This is a genomic window from uncultured Bacillus sp. (genome assembly GCF_958411575.1).
GTDB lineage: Bacteria > Bacillota > Bacilli > Bacillales > Bacillaceae > Bacillus > Bacillus spizizenii.
On sequence record NZ_CATYRA010000001.1, the window covers coordinates 313144 to 332418 of the forward strand.

A 19275-nucleotide genomic window follows, 5' to 3' on the forward strand; every position below is an offset into this window, starting at 1 on the left:
ATATTAACCGCCAATATAAGACATTTCTACTTTCTTTTTGTCTGATGCTTTTGATAGAGTACGATCGACCGAATACTGATCGATCCGATTTTTCCAAACGGTGCCGATCATCTCTGACAGTTCGTCATCACTTAATTCCTGCCGAACCGGCCCTCTGAGGTCAAATCCGCTTGAAGCGAATAAGCAGGTAAACAGCTCCCCTCTCGCAGAAAGACGGGCCCTGTTGCACGATCCGCAAAATGCATCAGATACAGATGATATGACGCCGATTTCTCCAGATCCGTCCAAGTAGCGAAATCTGGAAGCCACTTCGCCTTTATAATTCGGCGCTATCGGTTCAACCGGCATGTGTTCATTGATCAAATCAATGATTTCCGCCTTTGTCATGACGTCCTTCTTTTCCCATTGGTTGGTGTTGCCCACGTCCATAAATTCGATGAATCTCAGGATATGCCCTTTTTCTTTAAAGTAACAGGCCATAGGCAGTATATCTTTTTCATTGACGCCCTTTTGGACGACCATGTTGATTTTAACACCAAGCCCCGCCTGCTTCGCCGCTTCAATGCCTTCCAGCACCTTGCTGACAGAAACCCCGCGTCCGTTTATCTTTTTAAAACGCTCGTCCTCTAAGGAATCAAGGCTGATCGTGACCCGTTTCAGCCCGGCTTCCTTGAGCCTCTCCGCATAAACAGGCAGCAGTGATCCGTTTGTCGTCATCGCAATATCACGGACACCCGGAATGCGGGCCAGTTTTTTGATTAATTCCGGCATATCCTTTCTCATGAGGGGCTCTCCGCCGGTTAAGCGGATTTTTTCAACGCCGAACCTTGTGACAAATAGCGTCGCAAGCCGTTCCAGCTCTTCAAACGAAAGCAGCTCCTCTTTCTTTAAAAAAGGATAATCCGGGCCGAATAATTCGGCGGGCATACAGTACGTGCATCGGAAGTTGCAGCGGTCTGTAACAGAAATGCGAAGGTCTCTCAGCGGCCTGTTCCTCTTATCCAACATCTGACGAGATTCTGTAATCATAGCTACTGCCCCTTCCTATCCCCTGATTCTCTCAGGGTGTGTATATACATTAAATGATCCGTTTCTGACAAATCCGATCGCTGTGATATTTAATTCTTCCGCCATTTGAATCGCAAGCTCCGTCGGTGCCGATTTGGAAATGACGATCGACACGCCGATTTTTGCCGCTTTCAACAGGACTTCTGACGAGATTCTGCCGCTGAACACAATCAGTTTGTCGCGGACGGACATCCCGTTCAGAAGGCAGTGTCCGTATAATTTATCAAGCGCGTTGTGCCGTCCAATATCTGTGCGCATTAACAGCAGTTTCTCTGTGTCGCAAAGCGCTGCATTATGAACGCCTCCCGTATCCTGAAACGTTCCGCTCCCTTGTTGCATGTCTTTCATAAGCGCCAGACATGCTTCAGGCGATATCTTGATTTGGCTGACAGCCGTTTTGGCGGTTTTGACATCTTGCTGAAAATAAAAATGGCGGCCCTTTCCGCAGCATGAGCCGATCACCCGTTTCGTATAATCCTTTTGATCCAATGTCTCAGGATGAATGAGATCGACATAAACAAAACCGAGACTTTCATCTATTGTAAACCTTTTAATCTCTTTTTGAAATCGTATCACACCCTCTGATGCGAGAAATCCAATGACAAGCTCTTTGATATGCTCCGGCGTACAAACGAGCGTCACAAATTCACTTCCGTTCAGTATCACTGTCAAAGGGTATTCCGTCACCATCCGGTCTTCTATTTTGCTTATTTCCCCTTGTTCATAGCGCCATACATCCCTGACCGCAGTTACTTTATCGTTCAATGTCTTCCCCTCCGCAATGTTCCTGCCTTTATATTTTTTCACACTCCTCGGAATTTGTCGAATCCTGAGACATAAAAAGAGCCCTTTATTTAAAGGGCTCTATGTTTGATTATGCTGATTCTTTTTCAGGATCGTAAACAGCACAATAGCTGCGATCAATGTGAGAATGCTGACAAAAAAGAAGGCTGCCAGTTTTAGAAAAACACCGAGCAATATAAATGCCACGGCGGCAATAAGAAAAATTATTCCTAATAATCTCATATGTTCAACCCCTTTTAAGGGTATCATTCCCGCCCAAACTGTTTTTAAACCAATTAAAAAAGGCGCCTGGGGGAGCGCCTAACCGTTTAGATTCTTTACTCAGCAAATTTTTGTGCTTCTATTTCCCAAGCCTGTTCGAACTCATCCGCACTGTTCGCTGAAATATATTCTCCGCCGCCAGCAACAGCCGCTTGTTTCATCTCTTCGTTACCTTTGATATCAAAGTTGAAGCCAATGATGTTTACAATGGTATCTACATTCGATTCACGAAGCTTTTCAATTTCCGCTGCAGGGTCTCCGCCGCACGTTTCTTCACCGTCAGTGATTAAATACACCACGTTTTTTCCGTCAGCGTCAAATGCTTCAAATTCTTTTCTTGTATCGGAAAGTGCTTTGGCAATCGGTGTCCAGCCAGTCGGCTTGATCTCACTCAATGAATTGTCAAACAGCGATCCTTCATATGGATGAAGGCCGTAAATGGTTTCCGTCGTGCTGCATGAAAGAGCTTTGCCGGACAATTTATTGTTTCCAGCATGTCCGAAAACGCGAAGCATGAGATTTGTATCCTTCGGAAGCAGCTCGGCAAAAGACTTGACTGATTTTTTGGCAATGTCTATTTTGCGCTCTCCCCCTGTTTTTTGAATCATACTTCCGCTTCCATCAAACAACACGGCTACATTTGTGTCAGCCTGTTTCTCAGCGGCAAAAGACGGGGACGCAAAGGAGACAGTCAGCAATCCAATGATACCGGCAGCCAGCAATTTTTTCATGTTTTTCTTCCTTTCTTTATCATATTTTCCAACTATAGTTGGATTCTTCTTTATGCTAGAATATGAAAATGCAAAAAGATATAGGGCAAGCAGCCTTTTGTGCCGCTTCACTTTCTGTTCAAAATCGCTTGAAATTCCGATGATATTTAGCCTTTTTCGCCCAGAAAGCATATACAGATTGTGACATCATTCATTCTTTTTTCGCCTTGATCATCACAGAAAAACGGAAATCTGCTACTATGCTACAGGATGACACCTGATTACTTTTGAACATTATGTTACATACAAAAAAGAGGCTGACCGCTATCAGCCTCTTTTTTCTTATTTAGATAACATCAATGATTGCTGAGTGAAGATTTTCTCAACATCTTTTTGAGTATAAGCAGGGAAGTATTCACCGCCGCCTACTTTCGCAATCGCGTTCAGCTGGCCTTTGTATCCCTCTTTATAATCAAAACCGATCACATTCACAGTGATATTGTCTTTATGCAGTTCTTTTGCTGTTTTAATTGGATTTCCTCCGCACGTTTCCTCACCGTCTGTCAACAGATACACTACTTTTTCCCCTTTCGTATCAAGCTGGTCAAAAGAAGATTTCGCCTCGTTCAGCGCTTTGGCAATTGGCGTCCAGCCAGTTGGCCCGATTGCATTGAGAGAATTGAGGAAGCTTTGCTCGTTAAAGCTTTGGAAGCCGTATACGTTGCGGATAGATTCACATGATTGAACCTTTCCGGAATTTTTATTGTTTCCTTCTGAACCAAACACGCTCATTTTCACTTGAGTTCCTTCCGGCAGTGAGCTTGCAAACTTAGAAATTTCTTTTTTAGCTGAATTAAATTTAGATACACCGTCTATTCTTTTCGCCATACTTCCGCTGGCATCAAGCAAGACTGCCACGTTTGCCGGAGCTTCAGCCTCCGCTTCTTTCTTTTCAGCCGCAAAAGCAGGTGAAGTTAATCCAAATAGCAATCCTGTCATCATGATCAGTGAAAATCTTTTCTTCATGTTCGTACCCCTTTACAAGTTTGTTTCTGCGTGCAGATGTTCAACGCTGAACATAACTTATCGTAATCGACAAAAACAGAGAAATAAATAGGGCGGGCTTCCCCATTGCTGTTGTTTACTTTTGCATAGAAACCTTTGTTTTTATTAGTGATTTCCGCCTAACACTACAATGAAAAAAGAAGATTGTCGGCCTTTCGGCTTTCGTTATATGAGTCTGTCGAAGTCTGTCGATACATGTGGATTACTTTACCACAATCTCAAAGTCACAAAACAGGAAGAAGGGCCTTGTCGCCCTAAAGACTGTCAGGAGCTTCTCTAAACAGTTTTAACCGTTCCTGGATAAAAGACATTCAGAAACAGAAAAAGACGCTCATTGAGCGTCTTTTTTACTTCTTCGCCATATATTTATTCAAAAACGAATCGGCTTCAGAAATTTGTGTGCCTTGGTAATAGTACTTCACAATTTGATCAACCTTTTTGCCTTCTTGCGCCATAAAATTGGCGCCATATTGGCTCATCCCGACACCGTGTCCAAATCCTCTCGTCGTGACAGTAATCGTGTCTCCGCTTCGCTTCCATTCAAAATCGGCTGAATTGAGGCCCAGCTTTTCACGTATGTCTCTACCTTTCAGCGTCTTGCCGTTAATAACGGCTGTTGCCACCTGGTGGCCCGGTGTCTCTCCGGTAATCTTTCCGACTGTTCCAGAACCATCCAGTTTGACGCCAAGCTTTTGCTCGAACTCTGAGGCTGTAAAGGTTTTCGTTGCCTTATATTTCGGAGACTTTTTATCCCATGAGCTTTTGACGCTTTTTAAATATGGGATGGCACTTGTCCAATAGGCTTCTGCGTTTTCAGTGTATCCGTTGCTTGTGGAGAAAAATGAGGCTTCAATCGGCTGGTTGTTGTACGTTAAGATTTTGCCTTGCGTGCTGGCTACCGCATCTGTGATTTTCTTCAGTTTTCCCTCATAGCTCGCGCCCCACTGTTTTTTCAGCTCCGCTTTGCTTTTATACACCTGGAACATCTGTGTATCATCCACCAGCGAGCCTTTAGGAGCCTCTACTGCTGAATTTGAGACCATCAGTCTGACAATAAACGTTCTGGCGGCGAGAGCCTGAGCTTTCAGCGCTTCAGGTTCAAAGGTTGCCGGCATTTCGGAGGCGACGACTCCAATGACATACTCTTCAAGCGGAATGTCTTCTACGGATTGATTTGCGGTTCGATAGACGGGAATAGAAACAGGCGATGCTTTCAACGTTTCCGCTCCTTTTGATGCTGGTTTCGTGCTGACTGCTGTCTTTCCTGATTCTACGCTGGCCCCCGCTTCTTTGTTATGCTGGAACGGGATAACCAAGAGTGTGGGAACCAAGAGAATCAATGCACATAGTATGGATAGTGTGATTACGAATTGTTTCATATTCAGCTGCCTCCTGCTCGGGATTCGACTCTAGTCTAGTCTATGGGCAGGGACAAGCTAATATGACTCTCGTTTTGGACAGAAACTTTATTTGTGATTTACGTATTCTTTTTTGCTATTTTGCGCATAATGATGATAATACCCGAAAAATAAAAAACCAGTATGCCAGAATGACATACTGATTTTTAGGTAAGTTTATGCGTTTAAGTCAGAAACGACTTCTTTGTTCTCTTGCTCAGAAGCAGACTCATCATTTACACGTTCGATGTCTGCGCCAATAGCTGCAAGCTTCTTATGGAAATCAACGTAACCACGGTCTAAGTGCTTCAGTTCAGTAACACGTGTATGACCTTCAGCCACTAACCCCGCAAGAATCAGTGCTGCACCTGCACGCAAGTCAGTCGCTGCAACTTCAGCTCCCTGAAGCTGTACAGGGCCATTAATGATGACAGAACGTCCTTCAATCTTGATATCGCCATTCATACGGCGGAATTCTTCCGCATGCATAAAACGGTTTTCAAAAACAGTTTCTGTAATCATGCTTGTGCCGCTTGCACGAAGCAGAAGCGCCATCATTTGTGACTGCATATCAGTCGGGAAGCCCGGGTGAGGCATTGTTTTAATGTCGATCGGTTTGAGTTCTTTCGGACCGATGACACGCAGGCCTTCACCTTCATCCTTAATCGTTACACCCATCTCTTCCATTTTGGCAATTAAAGAAGTGAGGTGTTCAGGAACCGCTCCTTTCACTAATACGTTTCCTTCAGTGATTGCAGCAGCAACCATAAATGTGCCCGCTTCAATGCGGTCAGGAATAATATGGTGTTTTACACCGTGAAGCTTTTCGACGCCTTCAATTTTGATGGTGCCGGTGCCAGCTCCGCGGATTTTTCCGCCCATGCCGTTGATATAGTTTGCTAAATCAACGATTTCGGGTTCTTTCGCCACGTTCTCCAGCGTTGTTGTTCCTTCCGCTAGAGCGGCTGCCATAATCAAGTTCTCTGTAGCTCCTACACTTGGGAAGTCCAGATAGATTTTCGCGCCTTGCAGACGGCCTTTCACTTCAGCTTCGATGAAGCCATTGCCGACTTTGATTTCTGCGCCCATTGCTTCAAAACCTTTTAAATGCTGATCGATCGGTCTGGAGCCAATTGCGCATCCGCCCGGAAGCGCAACTCTTGCATGACCTGTACGCGCAAGAAGCGGCCCCATGACAAGCACGGACGCACGCATTTTACGTACATATTCAAAAGGTGCTTCAGTTTGTAAAGCGTATGAAGCATTTACAGTCACTTCATTATTCTCAAAATGCACATCTGCTCCTAAATGACGCAACACTTCGTTAATTGTATATACATCGGAGAGCGTAGGTACATCACAAATTACGCTTTTTTCTTCACTTGCTAATAAAGATGCAGCGATAACAGGTAAAACGGCATTTTTAGCGCCTTCAACTTTGACTGTGCCGTTTAACTTTTGACCGCCGCGGACGATGATTTTTTCCAAGGTATTCCCCTCCGCGTCCCTAAATTCTCTATATTAATATTCAGTCGTAACGATTGGTGTGCCAACCGTAACGGTATGTTTTCCGCCCATTCCTGCACTTCTAAGTGCAATTTGCAAATTCATTTTATGTTTCGAGGTCATGATGTACTCTTTCCACTCATCTGTAAACGCAGAAATAGAAACGAAATTTGGCTCAACTACATGTTCAACAGATCTTGCTTGAAATTCGGTTAATAACTGATTTGCTTTTTTTTGCAAAACAATATCCATATTATCATCTAAATGACCATTTAGACAAGTAAAAATAACTACTTTTTCTTGGAATATCCCGAGTGTCTCCCGTTCAAACTGTTCATATGTATCATTCCAGCTATCCGGTGTCTTAAGACTCATTTGCTCATATAGTAAATACGAAGTTGGGTTGTGTTTTTTGAGGGTTGTGACAAGCTGTAGTCTAAAAGAAGTGTGATTTTTTTTGTCAGTATACGTGCCAACTGCCTTTACGATTTTATCTTCCTGTGCAATCGCCCAATGATATTGACGATACTCTGATTTTAAACGTTGCACTTTTTGATAAAATTCTTTTTCGGTCAGCGACATGTTTTGTTTTGCATGCAATGTCCACTTATCTATTGACACATCTTGGCGTTCCATCCCCTCTGCCATTTGTGCTAACGGCGTTAACTCACTCGCATGAATGGTATGGAAAACAGCAATAACGAAGCTTAACATTACGGATATGATAATGGCGTGGCTTACTTGTTTTTTCTTCATGTTCATTTCTCCCCCTTATCCCCAGTTTTACCGGAGGCAAGAGGCGCCATACGTAATAATCTTCGTCAAAACTCGCGTTATACGCTTCAACCCGCTTCCCAAACCATTCCCGTGATTATAATGTTCAAAACCTATTAAAATAGGTAGGGAAGCTGCTGTGAATAATTGAGGTAATCTAAAAAGAAATTCGCAACAGTCGTTCCAATAGCGATTGTCAGCAAAATCATCAGGAGTCTTGCCTGCACGACTTTGCCTTTTTTAATTAACGGATCGATATTGACGGCTTGCAGCGCCCACCAAGTCACCGCTATAAAAATCAGATGAACGACAATACCAATTGCAGCCTGCTGTCCCAATACACTCATCTATTCCACTCCTTTCATCCTTTCTCCGCGTTTATACCCTTTCTTATTATATAAGAAGCACGGATAAAGATGATACATTTTATACAGAACGGAATAATCAGCCAAATCTAGGGGTAATCCCCGCTTAAAGTGCGATTCTTTTACATGGTATACTTTATTGGAAAGGAGCTGGCAAATGTGAATCATTCTTTTTTTCAGCCTGAAAAGCAATACGGTGAGGCCCTGCCAATTTTTGAACAGGAATGGGAAGCAATTGCATTCTATTATGATTATAGACAGTCACAGATTGAAGAACTGAATGAATTGTGTCAGTTTTATAACATTTCTCTCACCTATACGAGAGAAAGCCTTGAAGAGCTTGAAAACCTTTATTTCCAAAGTATACAAGAGCTTTTGCTTGCTGATTGGAATCTTCCTATTGAAGAATTCGAGAAAATGATCAGTGTTTATCTTATAGATTGCGTGATTGCTCATCATGAAGATGCTGAATGGATCGTAAAGTCTTACCCATACACAGACGGCGCTTATACAATGGGCTTTAGAAGACATCGCAAATCATGGCATACAATGAATTGCTGTGATCGTTTATACTTGCAGCAAAAAGAGGATAAGCCGCTTCTGTCGCTGTTTGATTCTCTTGTGTGCTCATAAAAAAATCCTTCTCATACATGAGAAGGATTTTTTCTTATTTCCCTGCTACATCCAATCTGTTCAAAGCCCGCTGTAACGCAAGCTCAGCCCGACGAATGTCAGTATCATCTGATTGAGAATTCAAACGCTCCTGCGCCCGCTGACGTGCAGCTGCAGCGCGCTCTTTATCGATGCCTTCCGCTGTTTCAGCAGCCTGGGCAAGGATGGTAACCTGATCAGGACGGACTTCTACAAATCCGCCGCTGACCGCAACCAATTCAGTCTGTCCGTCTTTTTTCAGACGGACAGCGCCGATTTTAAGAGGAGCCACGGTTGGAATATGACCTGGCAAAATACCGAGATCGCCGCTTTCGGCTCTCACGCTCACCATTTCGATATCCGCATCGTATACTGGGCCGTCGGGAGTAACGATATTGACTTTAACGGTCTTCATGCTTTTACCCTCCTAGGACCAGATTAAACTTCTACACCCATTTCTTTTGCTTTCTCAACAACTTCTTCGATACGGCCTACAAGACGGAACGCATCTTCAGGAAGATGGTCGTATTTGCCGGCTAAGATTTCCTTGAAACCTTGAACCGTTTCTTTTACAGGCACGTAAGAACCTTTTTGTCCAGTGAACTGTTCAGCCACGTGGAAGTTTTGAGAAAGGAAGAACTGAATACGGCGTGCGCGTTGAACGACAAGCTTGTCTTCATCACTCAATTCATCCATACCGAGAATCGCAATGATATCTTGAAGCTCTTTGTAACGCTGAAGCGTTGACTGTACTTCACGGGCAACTGCATAATGCTCTTCTCCGACAATTTCAGGAGCAAGGGCGCGTGATGTAGAAGCCAACGGATCAACCGCAGGGTAAATACCCATCTCAGTTAACTTACGCTCAAGGTTTGTTGTCGCATCCAAGTGAGCGAACGTTGTTGCCGGCGCCGGGTCAGTGTAGTCATCGGCAGGCACGTAGATCGCCTGGATAGATGTAACTGATCCAACGTTAGTAGATGTGATACGCTCTTGAAGCTGACCCATTTCAGTTGCAAGCGTCGGCTGATAACCAACCGCTGAAGGCATACGGCCAAGAAGGGCAGAAACCTCTGAACCCGCTTGTGTGAAACGGAAAATGTTATCGATGAAGAACAATACGTCCTGTCCTTGTTCATCACGGAAGTGCTCAGCCATTGTAAGACCTGTCAAAGCAACACGCATACGTGCGCCCGGTGGCTCGTTCATTTGTCCGAATACCATGGCTGTTTTGTTGATTACGCCAGAGTCGCTCATTTCGTAGAAAAGGTCGTTCCCTTCACGAGTACGCTCCCCTACACCGGCGAATACAGAGATACCGCCGTGCTCTTGCGCGATGTTGTTGATTAATTCCTGGATTAATACGGTTTTACCTACACCGGCACCGCCGAACAATCCGATCTTACCGCCCTTGATGTATGGAGCAAGCAAGTCAACAACTTTAATACCTGTTTCAAGAATTTCAACTTCTGTTGATAGCTGATCAAATGAAGGCGCCTGTCTGTGAATCGGATCTTTTTTCGCATCCGCAGGAACTGGCTCATTCAAATCAATATTTTCTCCGAGTACGTTAAATACACGGCCAAGTGTTACATCACCAACCGGTACTGAGATTGGCGCTCCTGTATCTACAGCTTCCATTCCGCGCTGAACACCGTCCGTAGATGCCATTGCGATTGTACGGACTGTATCATCGCCTAAATGAAGAGCGACCTCAAGCGTTAAATCAATACCTACTTCATTTTCACTTGCAGCTGGCTGTGAAATTTTAATCGCATTATAAATTTCAGGCAAGTGACCGTCTTCAAAACGCACGTCGACGACCGGTCCTAATACCTGGCTAACGCGTCCTTTCTTCATCGCTATCCCTCCTGACAAAATCTTTCTATTCTAAAGCGGCTGCTCCGCCGACAATTTCCGTAATTTCTTGTGTGATGGCTGCTTGGCGAGCGCGGTTGTAAGAAAGCGAAAGTGAATCGATAAGTTCCTTCGCGTTGTCTGTCGCGTTTTTCATCGCCGTCATTCTTGCAGCGTGCTCACTTGCTTTACTGTCAAGAAGCGCACCGAAGATTAAGCTTTCTGCATATTGAGGAAGCAAAACCTCCAGAACCTCCTCTTCAGACGGTTCAAATTCATAAGACGCCGTTCTCTTTCCGCCGCCGCTGCCCAAATCAGATAACGGCAGAAGTTTTTTCTCCGTTACTTCTTGAGAAATGGCGCTGACAAAATGGTTATAAATAAGGTGCAATTCATCAAACGCCCCGTCTATAAACATTTGGATCGTTTGTCGGGCAAGATCCTTAATTTCTGTAAACGTTACTTCATCTCCAAGTCCTGTTAACTCGGAAATGATCGGAATCTCACGTTTCTTAAAGAAATCACGGCCCACTCTTCCGATGACGATCACCGCATACTCATCTTTAGATTGATGACGTTCTTGCATGGCCTGATAAGCACTTCGTAAAACCGAACTGTTAAAAGCGCCGGCAAGACCGCGGTCAGACGTAATGACAAGATATGCCGTCTTTTTCACTTCTCTGCTGAGTAGCATCGGATGCTTCACGTTGCCGGAAACTCTCCCGACATTTGACACAACCTCTTGGATCTTATCCATATATGGCACAAATGATTTTGCATTATTTTCAGCTCGATTCAGCTTAGCCGCAGATACCATCTGCATGGCTTTTGTAATCTGGCTCGTTTTTTTCGTTGACGTGATCCTTGACTTAATATCGCGTAATGAGGCCAAAGATTTCACCACCTTTTCTCTTCATCTGCGTAAAAAGAGAGAAAAAGAGAACCTTTTTCTCTCATTAGCATTCGAGTTAGTTGCTTGGTGCAAATGTGCGTTTGAAGCCTTCGATTGCAGCTTTGAAGTCTTCATCAGCAGGAAGGTTTCCTGTTTTCGCAATTCCATCAAGCAGTTCTTTATGGTTTTGGTCAAGGTACATGTAGTACTCTTCTTCAAAACGTCTGATATCCGCTACTGGAATATCATCAAGATATCCTTTTGTCAGCGCATAAAGAATGGCTACTTGCTTTTCAACCGGAAGCGGCTTGTTCAGATCCTGCTTCAGCACTTCAACTGTACGCGCACCGCGGTTCAGTTTCGCCTGAGTCGCTTGGTCGAGGTCAGATCCGAATTGAGCGAATGCTTCCAGCTCACGGTATGACGCAAGGTCAAGACGCAAAGTTCCTGATACTTTTTTCATCGCTTTGATTTGCGCGGAACCGCCGACACGGGATACAGACAATCCGGCGTTGATCGCTGGACGTACGCCAGAGAAGAACAAATCAGATTGCAGGAAGATCTGTCCGTCGGTGATGGAAATGACGTTCGTCGGAATATAAGCAGAGATATCTCCGGCTTGTGTTTCTACGAACGGCAGAGCTGTAATTGATCCCGCGCCTTTCGCGTCACTAAGCTTTGCTGCACGCTCAAGCAGACGGGAATGAAGGTAGAATACATCCCCAGGGAACGCTTCACGGCCTGGCGGACGGCGAAGAAGCAAGGACAGCTCACGGTAAGCAGCCGCTTGTTTAGAAAGATCATCGTATACAACAAGAACGTGCTTGCCGTTGTACATAAATTCTTCTGCCATTGTAACCCCTGCATACGGAGCCAGGTACAGAAGCGGTGCCGGCTGTGACGCAGACGCCGTTACAACGATTGTATAATCAAGCGCGCCGTGCTTACGCAATGTTTCTACTACGCCGCGGACTGTTGATTCTTTTTGACCGATCGCAACGTATACGCAGATCATGTCTTGGTCTTTTTGGTTCAGGATCGAATCGATCGCAACAGAAGTTTTACCTGTTTGACGGTCACCGATGATCAGCTCACGCTGGCCGCGGCCGATTGGAATCAGTGCATCGATCGCTTTAATACCCGTTTGAAGCGGTTCATGAACGGATTTACGGTCCATAACGCCTGGTGCAGGGCTTTCGATCGGACGTGTTTTGCTTGTGAGGATCGGGCCAAGTCCGTCTACCGGCTGACCTAATGGGTTCACAATACGGCCGATTAGTTCCTCACCGACAGGAACCTCCATGATGCGGCCTGTTCTTTTTACTTCGTCTCCCTCACGGATCTCACTGAAAGGTCCTAAGATGACGATACCTACGTTTGATTCTTCAAGGTTTTGAGCCATACCCAAAACACCGTTTGAAAATTCGACAAGTTCACCGGCCATACAATTGTCAAGGCCGTGCACACGAGCAATACCGTCACCGACTTGGATGACTGTACCTACGTCTTGAACTTCAATATCAGATTGATAATTTTGTATTTGCTGTTTTATCAGCGTGCTAATCTCTTCAGCTTTGATGCTCACTTAGGTTTCACCCCTTCTATCGATTTTCCCCGGCTAGTTGACGTTCAATGCGCTGAAGCTTCCCGCTTACGCTGCCGTCAAAAATCCGGTTTCCAATGCGGACTTTAATGCCGCCTATTAAATCCGTCTGCACTTCATTTCTGATTCTCAGTGAAGCGACTCCGGCTTTTTTTGCAAACACTTGTGATAATGATGAAATTTCCGCATCCGTCAGCGGTTTCACTGAATATACGGTCGCGTCTTCTATTTGACGAGCCTCATTTGCGAGTTTGATAAACTCATCTGTAAGCTCAGGCACAATCGCGGCACGATGGCGGTCAATCAAAAGAAAAATCGTATTGAGCACGGACTGTGACAAAGAGCCAAATGCATTTTGAATCAGCTCTTTTTTCTTCGCAGCCGGCACCTTCGGATGGTTTAACACATCATTAAGCGCTTTTTCATTTTGAAACACTTGTTTTACAACGGTTAGCTCTTCTTCAACTTGATTCAGCTGAGCGGACTCATTGGCAATATCAAAAAGAGCTGACGCATATCGTTTAGAGACAGCTGATCCACTCATCGGCTTTCTCCTACCTCTTTAAGATAGTCCTGGATCAATTTCTCTTGAGCTTGTTCATCCAGTTCTTTTTCGATCACTTTCGACGCAATCATGACAGAAAGAGACGCTACTTGCTCACGGAGAGCAGAAACCGCCTGTTCTTTTTCCTTCACGATTTCAGTTCTTGCTGCTTCTTTCAGACGTTCAGATTCTGCACGTGCAGCCTGAATAATCTCTTCTTTTTGCTTATCTCCCAGTTTCTTTGCGTTTTCGATAAGAGTTTGGGATTCCTGTCTTGCTTCTTTTAAAAGAACGCGCTGCTCTTCAATCAGCTGCTGCGCTTCTTTATTTTTTTCTTCAGCAGACGTAATTTCTCCAGCGATGTGGTCTTCACGCTGTTTCATTATGTTTAATAGCGGCCCTAAAGCGTATTTCTTCAGAAGCGCTAATAAGATTAACATAGCTAACAGTTGGAACAGGATATCTCCGCCGTTAAACGACAATCCTAGTTCAAGTGGTAATTGAGACATCTACTACGGCAACTCCCTTCTGCAGGTTTTTCTTTGCTGATCCAGCAGCCGCACTTGTCTCTTTTCAGCTGGCAAGGCGGGATGCTTATCAGACATAAAGCAATGGCGAAGGTTCTCTTGGAATGATCTTCGCCATTTTTAGTTCATATAAGGCTTTTATGCTTAGCCAAAGAACGCTAAGAATGCGATAACGACAGCGATAATAGGAAGGGCTTCAACTAATGCGATACCCATGAACATAAGAGTTCTAAGTTCTTTACCTGCTTCCGGCTGACGGGCAATCCCCTCTACCGTACGTGAAACAATCAAACCGTTACCAATACCTGCACCAAGTGCGCCTAAACCAATTGCAATCGCAGCTGCTATTAAATTCATGAAAAAGTTCCTCCTTTAAAATGTTATCCGTTTGGATATAATGTTTTAGTGATCATGACTGATTTTATGAGACATGTACACCATCGTCAGCATTGTAAAGATAAACGCTTGGATGGCACCTATAAATAAACTGAATGCTTGCCATGCCAGCATTGGCAGAATGGCGCCGATAGTACCAACAAGACCGAGAGCCACGCTTTGTGAGTAATGGCTTGTCGCTAATCCCGCAAGCAGGCCGAGAAGAATCTCACCGGCGAAGATGTTACCATAAAGCCTCAAACCGAGAGTCAGCGTATTCGCAAACTCTTCGATGATTTTCATCGGGAGCATGAATGGAACAGGTCTTAAATAGTCTTTGGAATATTCCTTGAGCCCTTTCATCTTCACACCATAGTAGTGAGTTAAAGCAACAACCATCACGGCTAGCGTTAATGTAATGGCAGGATCGGCTGTCGGAGATTTCCACCAGAGCTCATGTCCGATTGTAATAGAGAACGGCAGCCCCAGCATATTCGACACAAATATGTACATCAGCAATGTGACACCAAGTGCCAAGAAGTTAGCCCCTGTTTTCAAATCCATTGTACTGCCGATAATATTGCGGACGAAATCCACAACCCATTCCATAAAATTCTGGGCTTTTCCGGGACGGATCGAAAGCGTTCTTGTCGTTAAAATAGCAATCAATAAAACAATCACACTCGCCACAGTAATCATCAGAATGTTTGTCAGATTAAAAGTAAGACCTAGAAATTCAATAGTTCTGTATTCATGATTCAAAGGGTTTTCACCTCTCTTCCATTGATGAACGTTTAAGCTGGATAAAGGAATCTATCATAATGACAGGGTATATTGTCATTAATCCAATAACTGTACTTGCCATATGAAAATGCTCAGGATTTTTATAGGCTACAGCCGCAGCAAGAATCGCATTGCACCACCGCGCTGCGCTCCCAAGAGATCGTATGGACTTCCCTTTCTCAACGGCTCTGTCAAAAGCGTTCATTCTCCTGACGAGCAGTAAAAAATTAAACAAACTGAAAACAGTTCCCAGAATAAGGCCTAAAAAAACGGTTTTATACGCTGTTAAACCATAACCCAGTACATACACTGCCAAAATGAACAATAGATATTTACGTTGTCTGCTAAATGTAAGCTTGGGATCGTCCATCAATTATCTGTCTCCTGATGAAAAAATAATGTATAGCTTAGATACGGCAAAAATCAGCGGTTAACCCTAGTAGAAGACCTTTTTTGTCCGGCAAAACGGGCCTGTTCGAAAAAATCATTCATCCGCAAGCCTTGCAAGGATGCTGTTTCATTCGCTTAAATAAATCCTCATAATACGGGTTTACTGAGAGGATTTACATTGAGGATGAGGACTATAATGAAAGCTATGAAAACCTTCTCATAATACCCTCGTTTAGCATACAATAGCCCCTAACATGTGTCAATCTGTTTAAAGTTAAAAAACTTTTTATACTGTACGCCTCCACAGAATGTTCACATTTTCACCTATAATTGTATACAAATTGACCGAATAGCAAATAACTGGATAAAAAAAGAAAACCCTTTGTCGGGTTTTCTTTTTTATTTTGTTCCAAACATACGGTCTCCTGCGTCTCCAAGACCTGGAACGATATAGCCTTTTTCATTTAATTTTTCATCAAGGGCCGCTATGTAAATATCCACATCCGAATGATGCTTCTGCAATTCTTCCACACCCTCCGGTGCCGCTACAAGACACATGAAACGAATATTTTTCGCACCGCGTTTTTTGAGGCTGTGAATGGCTTCAACTGCGGAACCTCCTGTGGCCAGCATCGGGTCAACCACGATGAATTCACGCTCTTCCACGTCAGAAGGAAGCTTCACATAGTATTCCACGGGTTTTAAGGTTTCAGGATCACGGTACAGACCGACATGTCCTACTTTTGCCGCAGGGATCAGTTTTAAGATGCCTTCAACCATTCCTAAACCTGCTCTGAGAATCGGAACAACCCCCAGTTTTTTCCCTGAGATGACTTTCGATTTCGCAGTCTGAACCGGTGTGTTGATATCCACTTCCTCTAGAGGGAGATCACGGGTAATTTCAAACGCCATAAGTGTGGCTACTTCGTCTACAAGCTCTCTAAAATCCTTCGTACCTGTCTCTTCATTCCGAATATATGTCAGCTTGTGCTGAATTAAAGGATGATCAAATACATAAACCTTTCCCATACTGTGTTTCAGCTCCTTTTTTATTGTCCTATCGACAATTTCACACTTCTATTGATTCTACAAAAAAAGACATGGAGTTTCAAGGACATCGTCAAAAAACCCGCCGGGCATTGGCCCGAGCGGGTTTTTCAATCTTAGTAATCTAATTCTTTATATAGAGGGAACTTGCCAGTCAGAGCAGCTACGCGCTGTCTCGCTTCTTCTAGTTTTCCTTCATCTTCGTGGTTTTTCAATGCAAGCCCAATGATGGCACCTACTTCATCCAATGCGTCTCCGTCAAAACCGCGGCTTGTCACAGCAGCTGTACCAAGACGGATACCGCTTGTTACGAAAGGTTTTTCCGGATCGTATGGAATTGCGTTTTTGTTTGAAGTAATACCGATTTCATCAAGCACATGCTCCGCAACTTTACCAGTCAGTCCTAGAGAACGAAGGTCAACAAGAATAAGGTGGTTGTCAGTTCCGCCTGAAACGAGCTGGATGCCCTCTTTCGTTAATGCTTCAGCCAAGCGTTTTGCATTTGAAATGACGTTTTGTGCATATGTTTTGAAATCGTCCTGCAACACTTCGCCGAATGAAACTGCTTTTGCGGCAATAACGTGCATCAGCGGGCCGCCTTGAATGCCAGGGAAGATCGATTTATCAATTTTCTTGCCAAACTCTTCACGGCAAAGGATCATACCGCCGCGAGGTCCGCGAAGTGTTTTATGTGTTGTGGTTGTAACGAAATCAGCGTAAGGAACCGGGTTCGGATGAAGGCCTGCCGCAACAAGTCCTGCGATATGCGCCATATCCACCATGAAGTAAGCGCCGACTTCATCAGCAATTTCACGGAATTTTTCAAAGTCGATTGTACGAGGATACGCACTTGCTCCTGCAACGATAAGCTTCGGCTTATGAGCGAGGGCTTTTTCACGCACGTCATCGTAATCAATATATTGAGTTTCTTTATCTACGCCGTACTCAACAAAGTTATATTGAACACCGCTGAAGTTGACTGGACTTCCGTGTGTTAAATGGCCGCCGTGGGAGAGGTTCATCCCAAGTACAGTATCGCCTTGCTCCAAAATCGTGAAGTACACTGCCATGTTTGCTTGTGCGCCTGAATGCGGCTGAACGTTTACATGCTCCGCTCCAAAGATCTCCTTCGCGCGGTCACGAGCGATATCTTCAACGACATCGACGTGCTCACATCCGCCATAGTAGCGTTTGCCCGGATATCCTTCAGCGTATTTATTTGTCAAAACAGATCCTTGTGCTTCCATAACCGCTTCACTTACAAAGTTCTCAGAAGCAATTAATTCGATCTTAGTCTGTTGGCGTTCACGCTCATTTTTAATGGCGTTAAACACTTGTTCGTCTTGCGCAGGTAAATGTTTCATCAGCGAGATCCTCTCCTATCCGTATCCTGTTCTTTGTTTTTACCACCACTATTGTACATGGTTTTTTAGGCCAATGTAAAAGATTATTTTTAAAAAATCAAAACTTTTAATGGTAAAAACGAATATTAATAACTTAAATTTAAATTAAAGTTCGGGATTTATTTTACTGCCTTAAAACAAAAGAAAAGACTGGCATGCAGTCCTTTCATTCGCACTCATAAACCGCCCGTACTCCGCCGATCAGCTTCGGCCGCGTACGCGCTAATGTCACATGGGCTGCACCGAGACTGTTTTGAGAGACTCGTACAGGGACAGTCACCTGCTTCAGATGCATGCCGATAAACGTATCGCCGATGTCTATTCCGGCATCAGCCTGAATAGTTTCGACAAGAACAGGAGACTTCATCTGCTTAAACGCATAAGAAGCCATCGCCCCGCCCGCTTTTGGAACGGGTACGGCAGAAACGGTTGGAAGCCTGAACAGCCGGGCCGTTTCTTCCTCAACGACAAGCGCTCTGTTCAAATGCTCACAGCATTGAAACGCGAGATGGATTCCCGTTTTTCCCTTAAGCTCGGCAAGCCCGCTGTAGATGCTTTCCGCGATGTCTACACTGCCCGATGTTCCGATCCGGCTGCCGGCAACTTCGCTCGTGCTGCATCCAAGGACAAAGAGCTGATCTTGTTTCAATCCCGCTTGTTCCTGAAATTCAGACAGCATCGTATACCACGTTTGCTTGATCTCATTCATTGACCAGCACCCCTACAGGTTTTTCTCTTCATAATCTGAGATTTTTCCAATACGGGTTTGATGTCTTCCGCCGGTAAACTCAGTGGTCAGCCAGATTTTCGCAATTTCCCGCGCCAAACCGGGGCCGATCACTCGCTCACCCATCGCGAGGATGTTTGTATCATTATGCTCTCTCGTCGCCTTTGCGCTGAATGTATCGTGCGCCAGCGCGCAGCGGATGCCTTTGACTTTATTGGCGGAAATGCTCATGCCAATACCTGTCCCGCAAATTAAAATCCCTCTGTCAACTTCGCCGCTAACCACTTTTTCGGCCACCGGAAAAGCATAATCCGGATAATCGACAGATCCGCTGCCGCAGTCACAGCCCATATCAATATATTCAATTTGCAATTCGTCCATTAACTCTTTGATTTCATTTCGAATGTGAACGCCGCCATGATCCGATGCTATGGCTACTTTCATCTGCTTTTCCTCCCAGCGTGTGTGATGCGGCTCCGCCCGCTATGTTGAACGCGCAGCCTGTCCGCTCTTTCATTCACACCAT

Annotated in this window: 23 protein-coding genes; 1 reads left to right on the forward strand and 22 read right to left on the reverse strand. The window is 44.5% G+C overall.

The annotated features are described in order from the left end of the window. Positions 1-3 precede the first annotated feature (3 nt). The 9 genes from moaA to Q5C82_RS01545 form a co-directional block, all read right to left on the reverse strand. The gene (gene moaA, locus Q5C82_RS01505) at positions 4-1029 is read right to left on the reverse strand and encodes a GTP 3',8-cyclase MoaA (RefSeq protein WP_003221863.1); all 1026 of its coding nucleotides are present in this window, start codon (positions 1027-1029) and stop codon (positions 4-6) included. A 15-nt stretch (positions 1030-1044) separates the two neighbouring features. Beyond that, positions 1045-1833 carry a formate dehydrogenase accessory sulfurtransferase FdhD gene (fdhD, locus tag Q5C82_RS01510; protein WP_003221865.1) on the reverse strand — a complete coding sequence of 263 codons (789 nt, stop codon included), beginning with the start codon at positions 1831-1833 and terminating at the stop codon, positions 1045-1047. Between the two features lie 99 nt (positions 1834-1932). After that, a complete protein-coding gene (locus Q5C82_RS01515) occupies positions 1933-2094 on the reverse strand; it encodes a hypothetical protein (protein WP_003221867.1) in 162 nt (53 codons plus the stop codon). 95 nt (positions 2095-2189) lie between these two features. Beyond that, positions 2190-2864 (reverse strand): VWA domain-containing protein, encoded by a 675-nt coding sequence (locus Q5C82_RS01520; protein WP_032727281.1) that lies wholly within the window; start codon positions 2862-2864, stop codon positions 2190-2192. A gap of 321 nt (positions 2865-3185) precedes the next feature. Further along, complete coding sequence (locus tag Q5C82_RS01525; RefSeq protein WP_003221871.1) at positions 3186-3869, reverse strand: VWA domain-containing protein; 684 nt, start codon at positions 3867-3869, stop codon at positions 3186-3188. A 386-nt stretch (positions 3870-4255) separates the two neighbouring features. Continuing rightward, positions 4256-5287 carry a stage II sporulation protein D gene (gene spoIID / locus Q5C82_RS01530; protein WP_003221873.1) on the reverse strand — a complete coding sequence of 344 codons (1032 nt, stop codon included), beginning with the start codon at positions 5285-5287 and terminating at the stop codon, positions 4256-4258. 195 nt (positions 5288-5482) lie between these two features. Next, positions 5483-6793, reverse strand: a complete 1311-nt coding sequence (murA, locus tag Q5C82_RS01535) for a UDP-N-acetylglucosamine 1-carboxyvinyltransferase (RefSeq protein ID WP_003221875.1) — start codon at positions 6791-6793, stop codon at positions 5483-5485. 33 nt (positions 6794-6826) lie between these two features. Further along, positions 6827-7567 carry a YwmB family TATA-box binding protein gene (locus Q5C82_RS01540; protein ID WP_003221877.1) on the reverse strand — a complete coding sequence of 247 codons (741 nt, stop codon included), beginning with the start codon at positions 7565-7567 and terminating at the stop codon, positions 6827-6829. A gap of 134 nt (positions 7568-7701) precedes the next feature. Further along, entirely contained in the window at positions 7702-7932 is a 231-nt protein-coding gene (locus Q5C82_RS01545) for a DUF1146 family protein (protein ID WP_003221879.1), read from the reverse strand. Between the two features lie 177 nt (positions 7933-8109). Between Q5C82_RS01545 and Q5C82_RS01550 the strand changes: the two genes are divergently transcribed. Beyond that, complete coding sequence (locus Q5C82_RS01550) at positions 8110-8583, forward strand: hypothetical protein (RefSeq protein ID WP_032727381.1); 474 nt, start codon at positions 8110-8112, stop codon at positions 8581-8583. Positions 8584-8617: 34 nt separating this feature from the next. On the opposite strand, the gene Q5C82_RS01555 is transcribed toward Q5C82_RS01550, so the two are convergent. From Q5C82_RS01555 to rpiB, 13 genes are all read right to left on the reverse strand, one after another. Then, positions 8618-9016, reverse strand: coding sequence for a F0F1 ATP synthase subunit epsilon (locus Q5C82_RS01555; protein WP_003221882.1), 399 nt, complete (start codon positions 9014-9016; stop codon positions 8618-8620). Positions 9017-9039: 23 nt separating this feature from the next. After that, positions 9040-10461 (reverse strand): F0F1 ATP synthase subunit beta, encoded by a 1422-nt coding sequence (atpD, locus tag Q5C82_RS01560; protein WP_003221884.1) that lies wholly within the window; start codon positions 10459-10461, stop codon positions 9040-9042. 25 nt (positions 10462-10486) lie between these two features. After that, the gene (gene atpG / locus Q5C82_RS01565; RefSeq protein WP_003221886.1) at positions 10487-11350 is read right to left on the reverse strand and encodes an ATP synthase F1 subunit gamma; all 864 of its coding nucleotides are present in this window, start codon (positions 11348-11350) and stop codon (positions 10487-10489) included. A 76-nt stretch (positions 11351-11426) separates the two neighbouring features. Beyond that, positions 11427-12935 (reverse strand): F0F1 ATP synthase subunit alpha, encoded by a 1509-nt coding sequence (atpA, locus tag Q5C82_RS01570; protein ID WP_003221888.1) that lies wholly within the window; start codon positions 12933-12935, stop codon positions 11427-11429. 16 nt (positions 12936-12951) lie between these two features. Continuing rightward, a complete protein-coding gene (locus tag Q5C82_RS01575) occupies positions 12952-13497 on the reverse strand; it encodes a F0F1 ATP synthase subunit delta (RefSeq protein ID WP_003221892.1) in 546 nt (181 codons plus the stop codon). Continuing rightward, complete coding sequence (gene atpF / locus Q5C82_RS01580) at positions 13494-14006, reverse strand: F0F1 ATP synthase subunit B (protein ID WP_003221894.1); 513 nt, start codon at positions 14004-14006, stop codon at positions 13494-13496. The genes Q5C82_RS01575 and atpF overlap by 4 nt, the downstream gene beginning before the upstream one ends. Before the next feature lie 162 nt (positions 14007-14168). Beyond that, on the reverse strand, positions 14169-14381 hold the full coding sequence (atpE, locus tag Q5C82_RS01585) for a F0F1 ATP synthase subunit C (protein ID WP_003151167.1): 213 nt from the start codon (positions 14379-14381) through the stop codon (positions 14169-14171). 45 nt (positions 14382-14426) lie between these two features. Beyond that, on the reverse strand, positions 14427-15161 hold the full coding sequence (gene atpB / locus Q5C82_RS01590) for a F0F1 ATP synthase subunit A (protein ID WP_003221896.1): 735 nt from the start codon (positions 15159-15161) through the stop codon (positions 14427-14429). Positions 15162-15168: 7 nt separating this feature from the next. After that, a complete protein-coding gene (gene atpI / locus Q5C82_RS01595) occupies positions 15169-15552 on the reverse strand; it encodes an ATP synthase subunit I (protein WP_003221899.1) in 384 nt (127 codons plus the stop codon). Positions 15553-15971: 419 nt separating this feature from the next. After that, positions 15972-16601: a uracil phosphoribosyltransferase gene (upp, locus tag Q5C82_RS01600; RefSeq protein WP_003221902.1), complete on the reverse strand. Its 630-nt coding sequence runs from the start codon at positions 16599-16601 to the stop codon at positions 15972-15974. Positions 16602-16735: 134 nt separating this feature from the next. Continuing rightward, positions 16736-17983: a serine hydroxymethyltransferase gene (gene glyA, locus Q5C82_RS01605; protein WP_003221904.1), complete on the reverse strand. Its 1248-nt coding sequence runs from the start codon at positions 17981-17983 to the stop codon at positions 16736-16738. 205 nt (positions 17984-18188) lie between these two features. Beyond that, the gene (locus Q5C82_RS01610) at positions 18189-18731 is read right to left on the reverse strand and encodes a TIGR01440 family protein (protein ID WP_003221907.1); all 543 of its coding nucleotides are present in this window, start codon (positions 18729-18731) and stop codon (positions 18189-18191) included. Between the two features lie 12 nt (positions 18732-18743). Continuing rightward, positions 18744-19193 (reverse strand): ribose 5-phosphate isomerase B, encoded by a 450-nt coding sequence (rpiB, locus tag Q5C82_RS01615; protein WP_003221910.1) that lies wholly within the window; start codon positions 19191-19193, stop codon positions 18744-18746. Positions 19194-19275 lie beyond the last annotated feature (82 nt).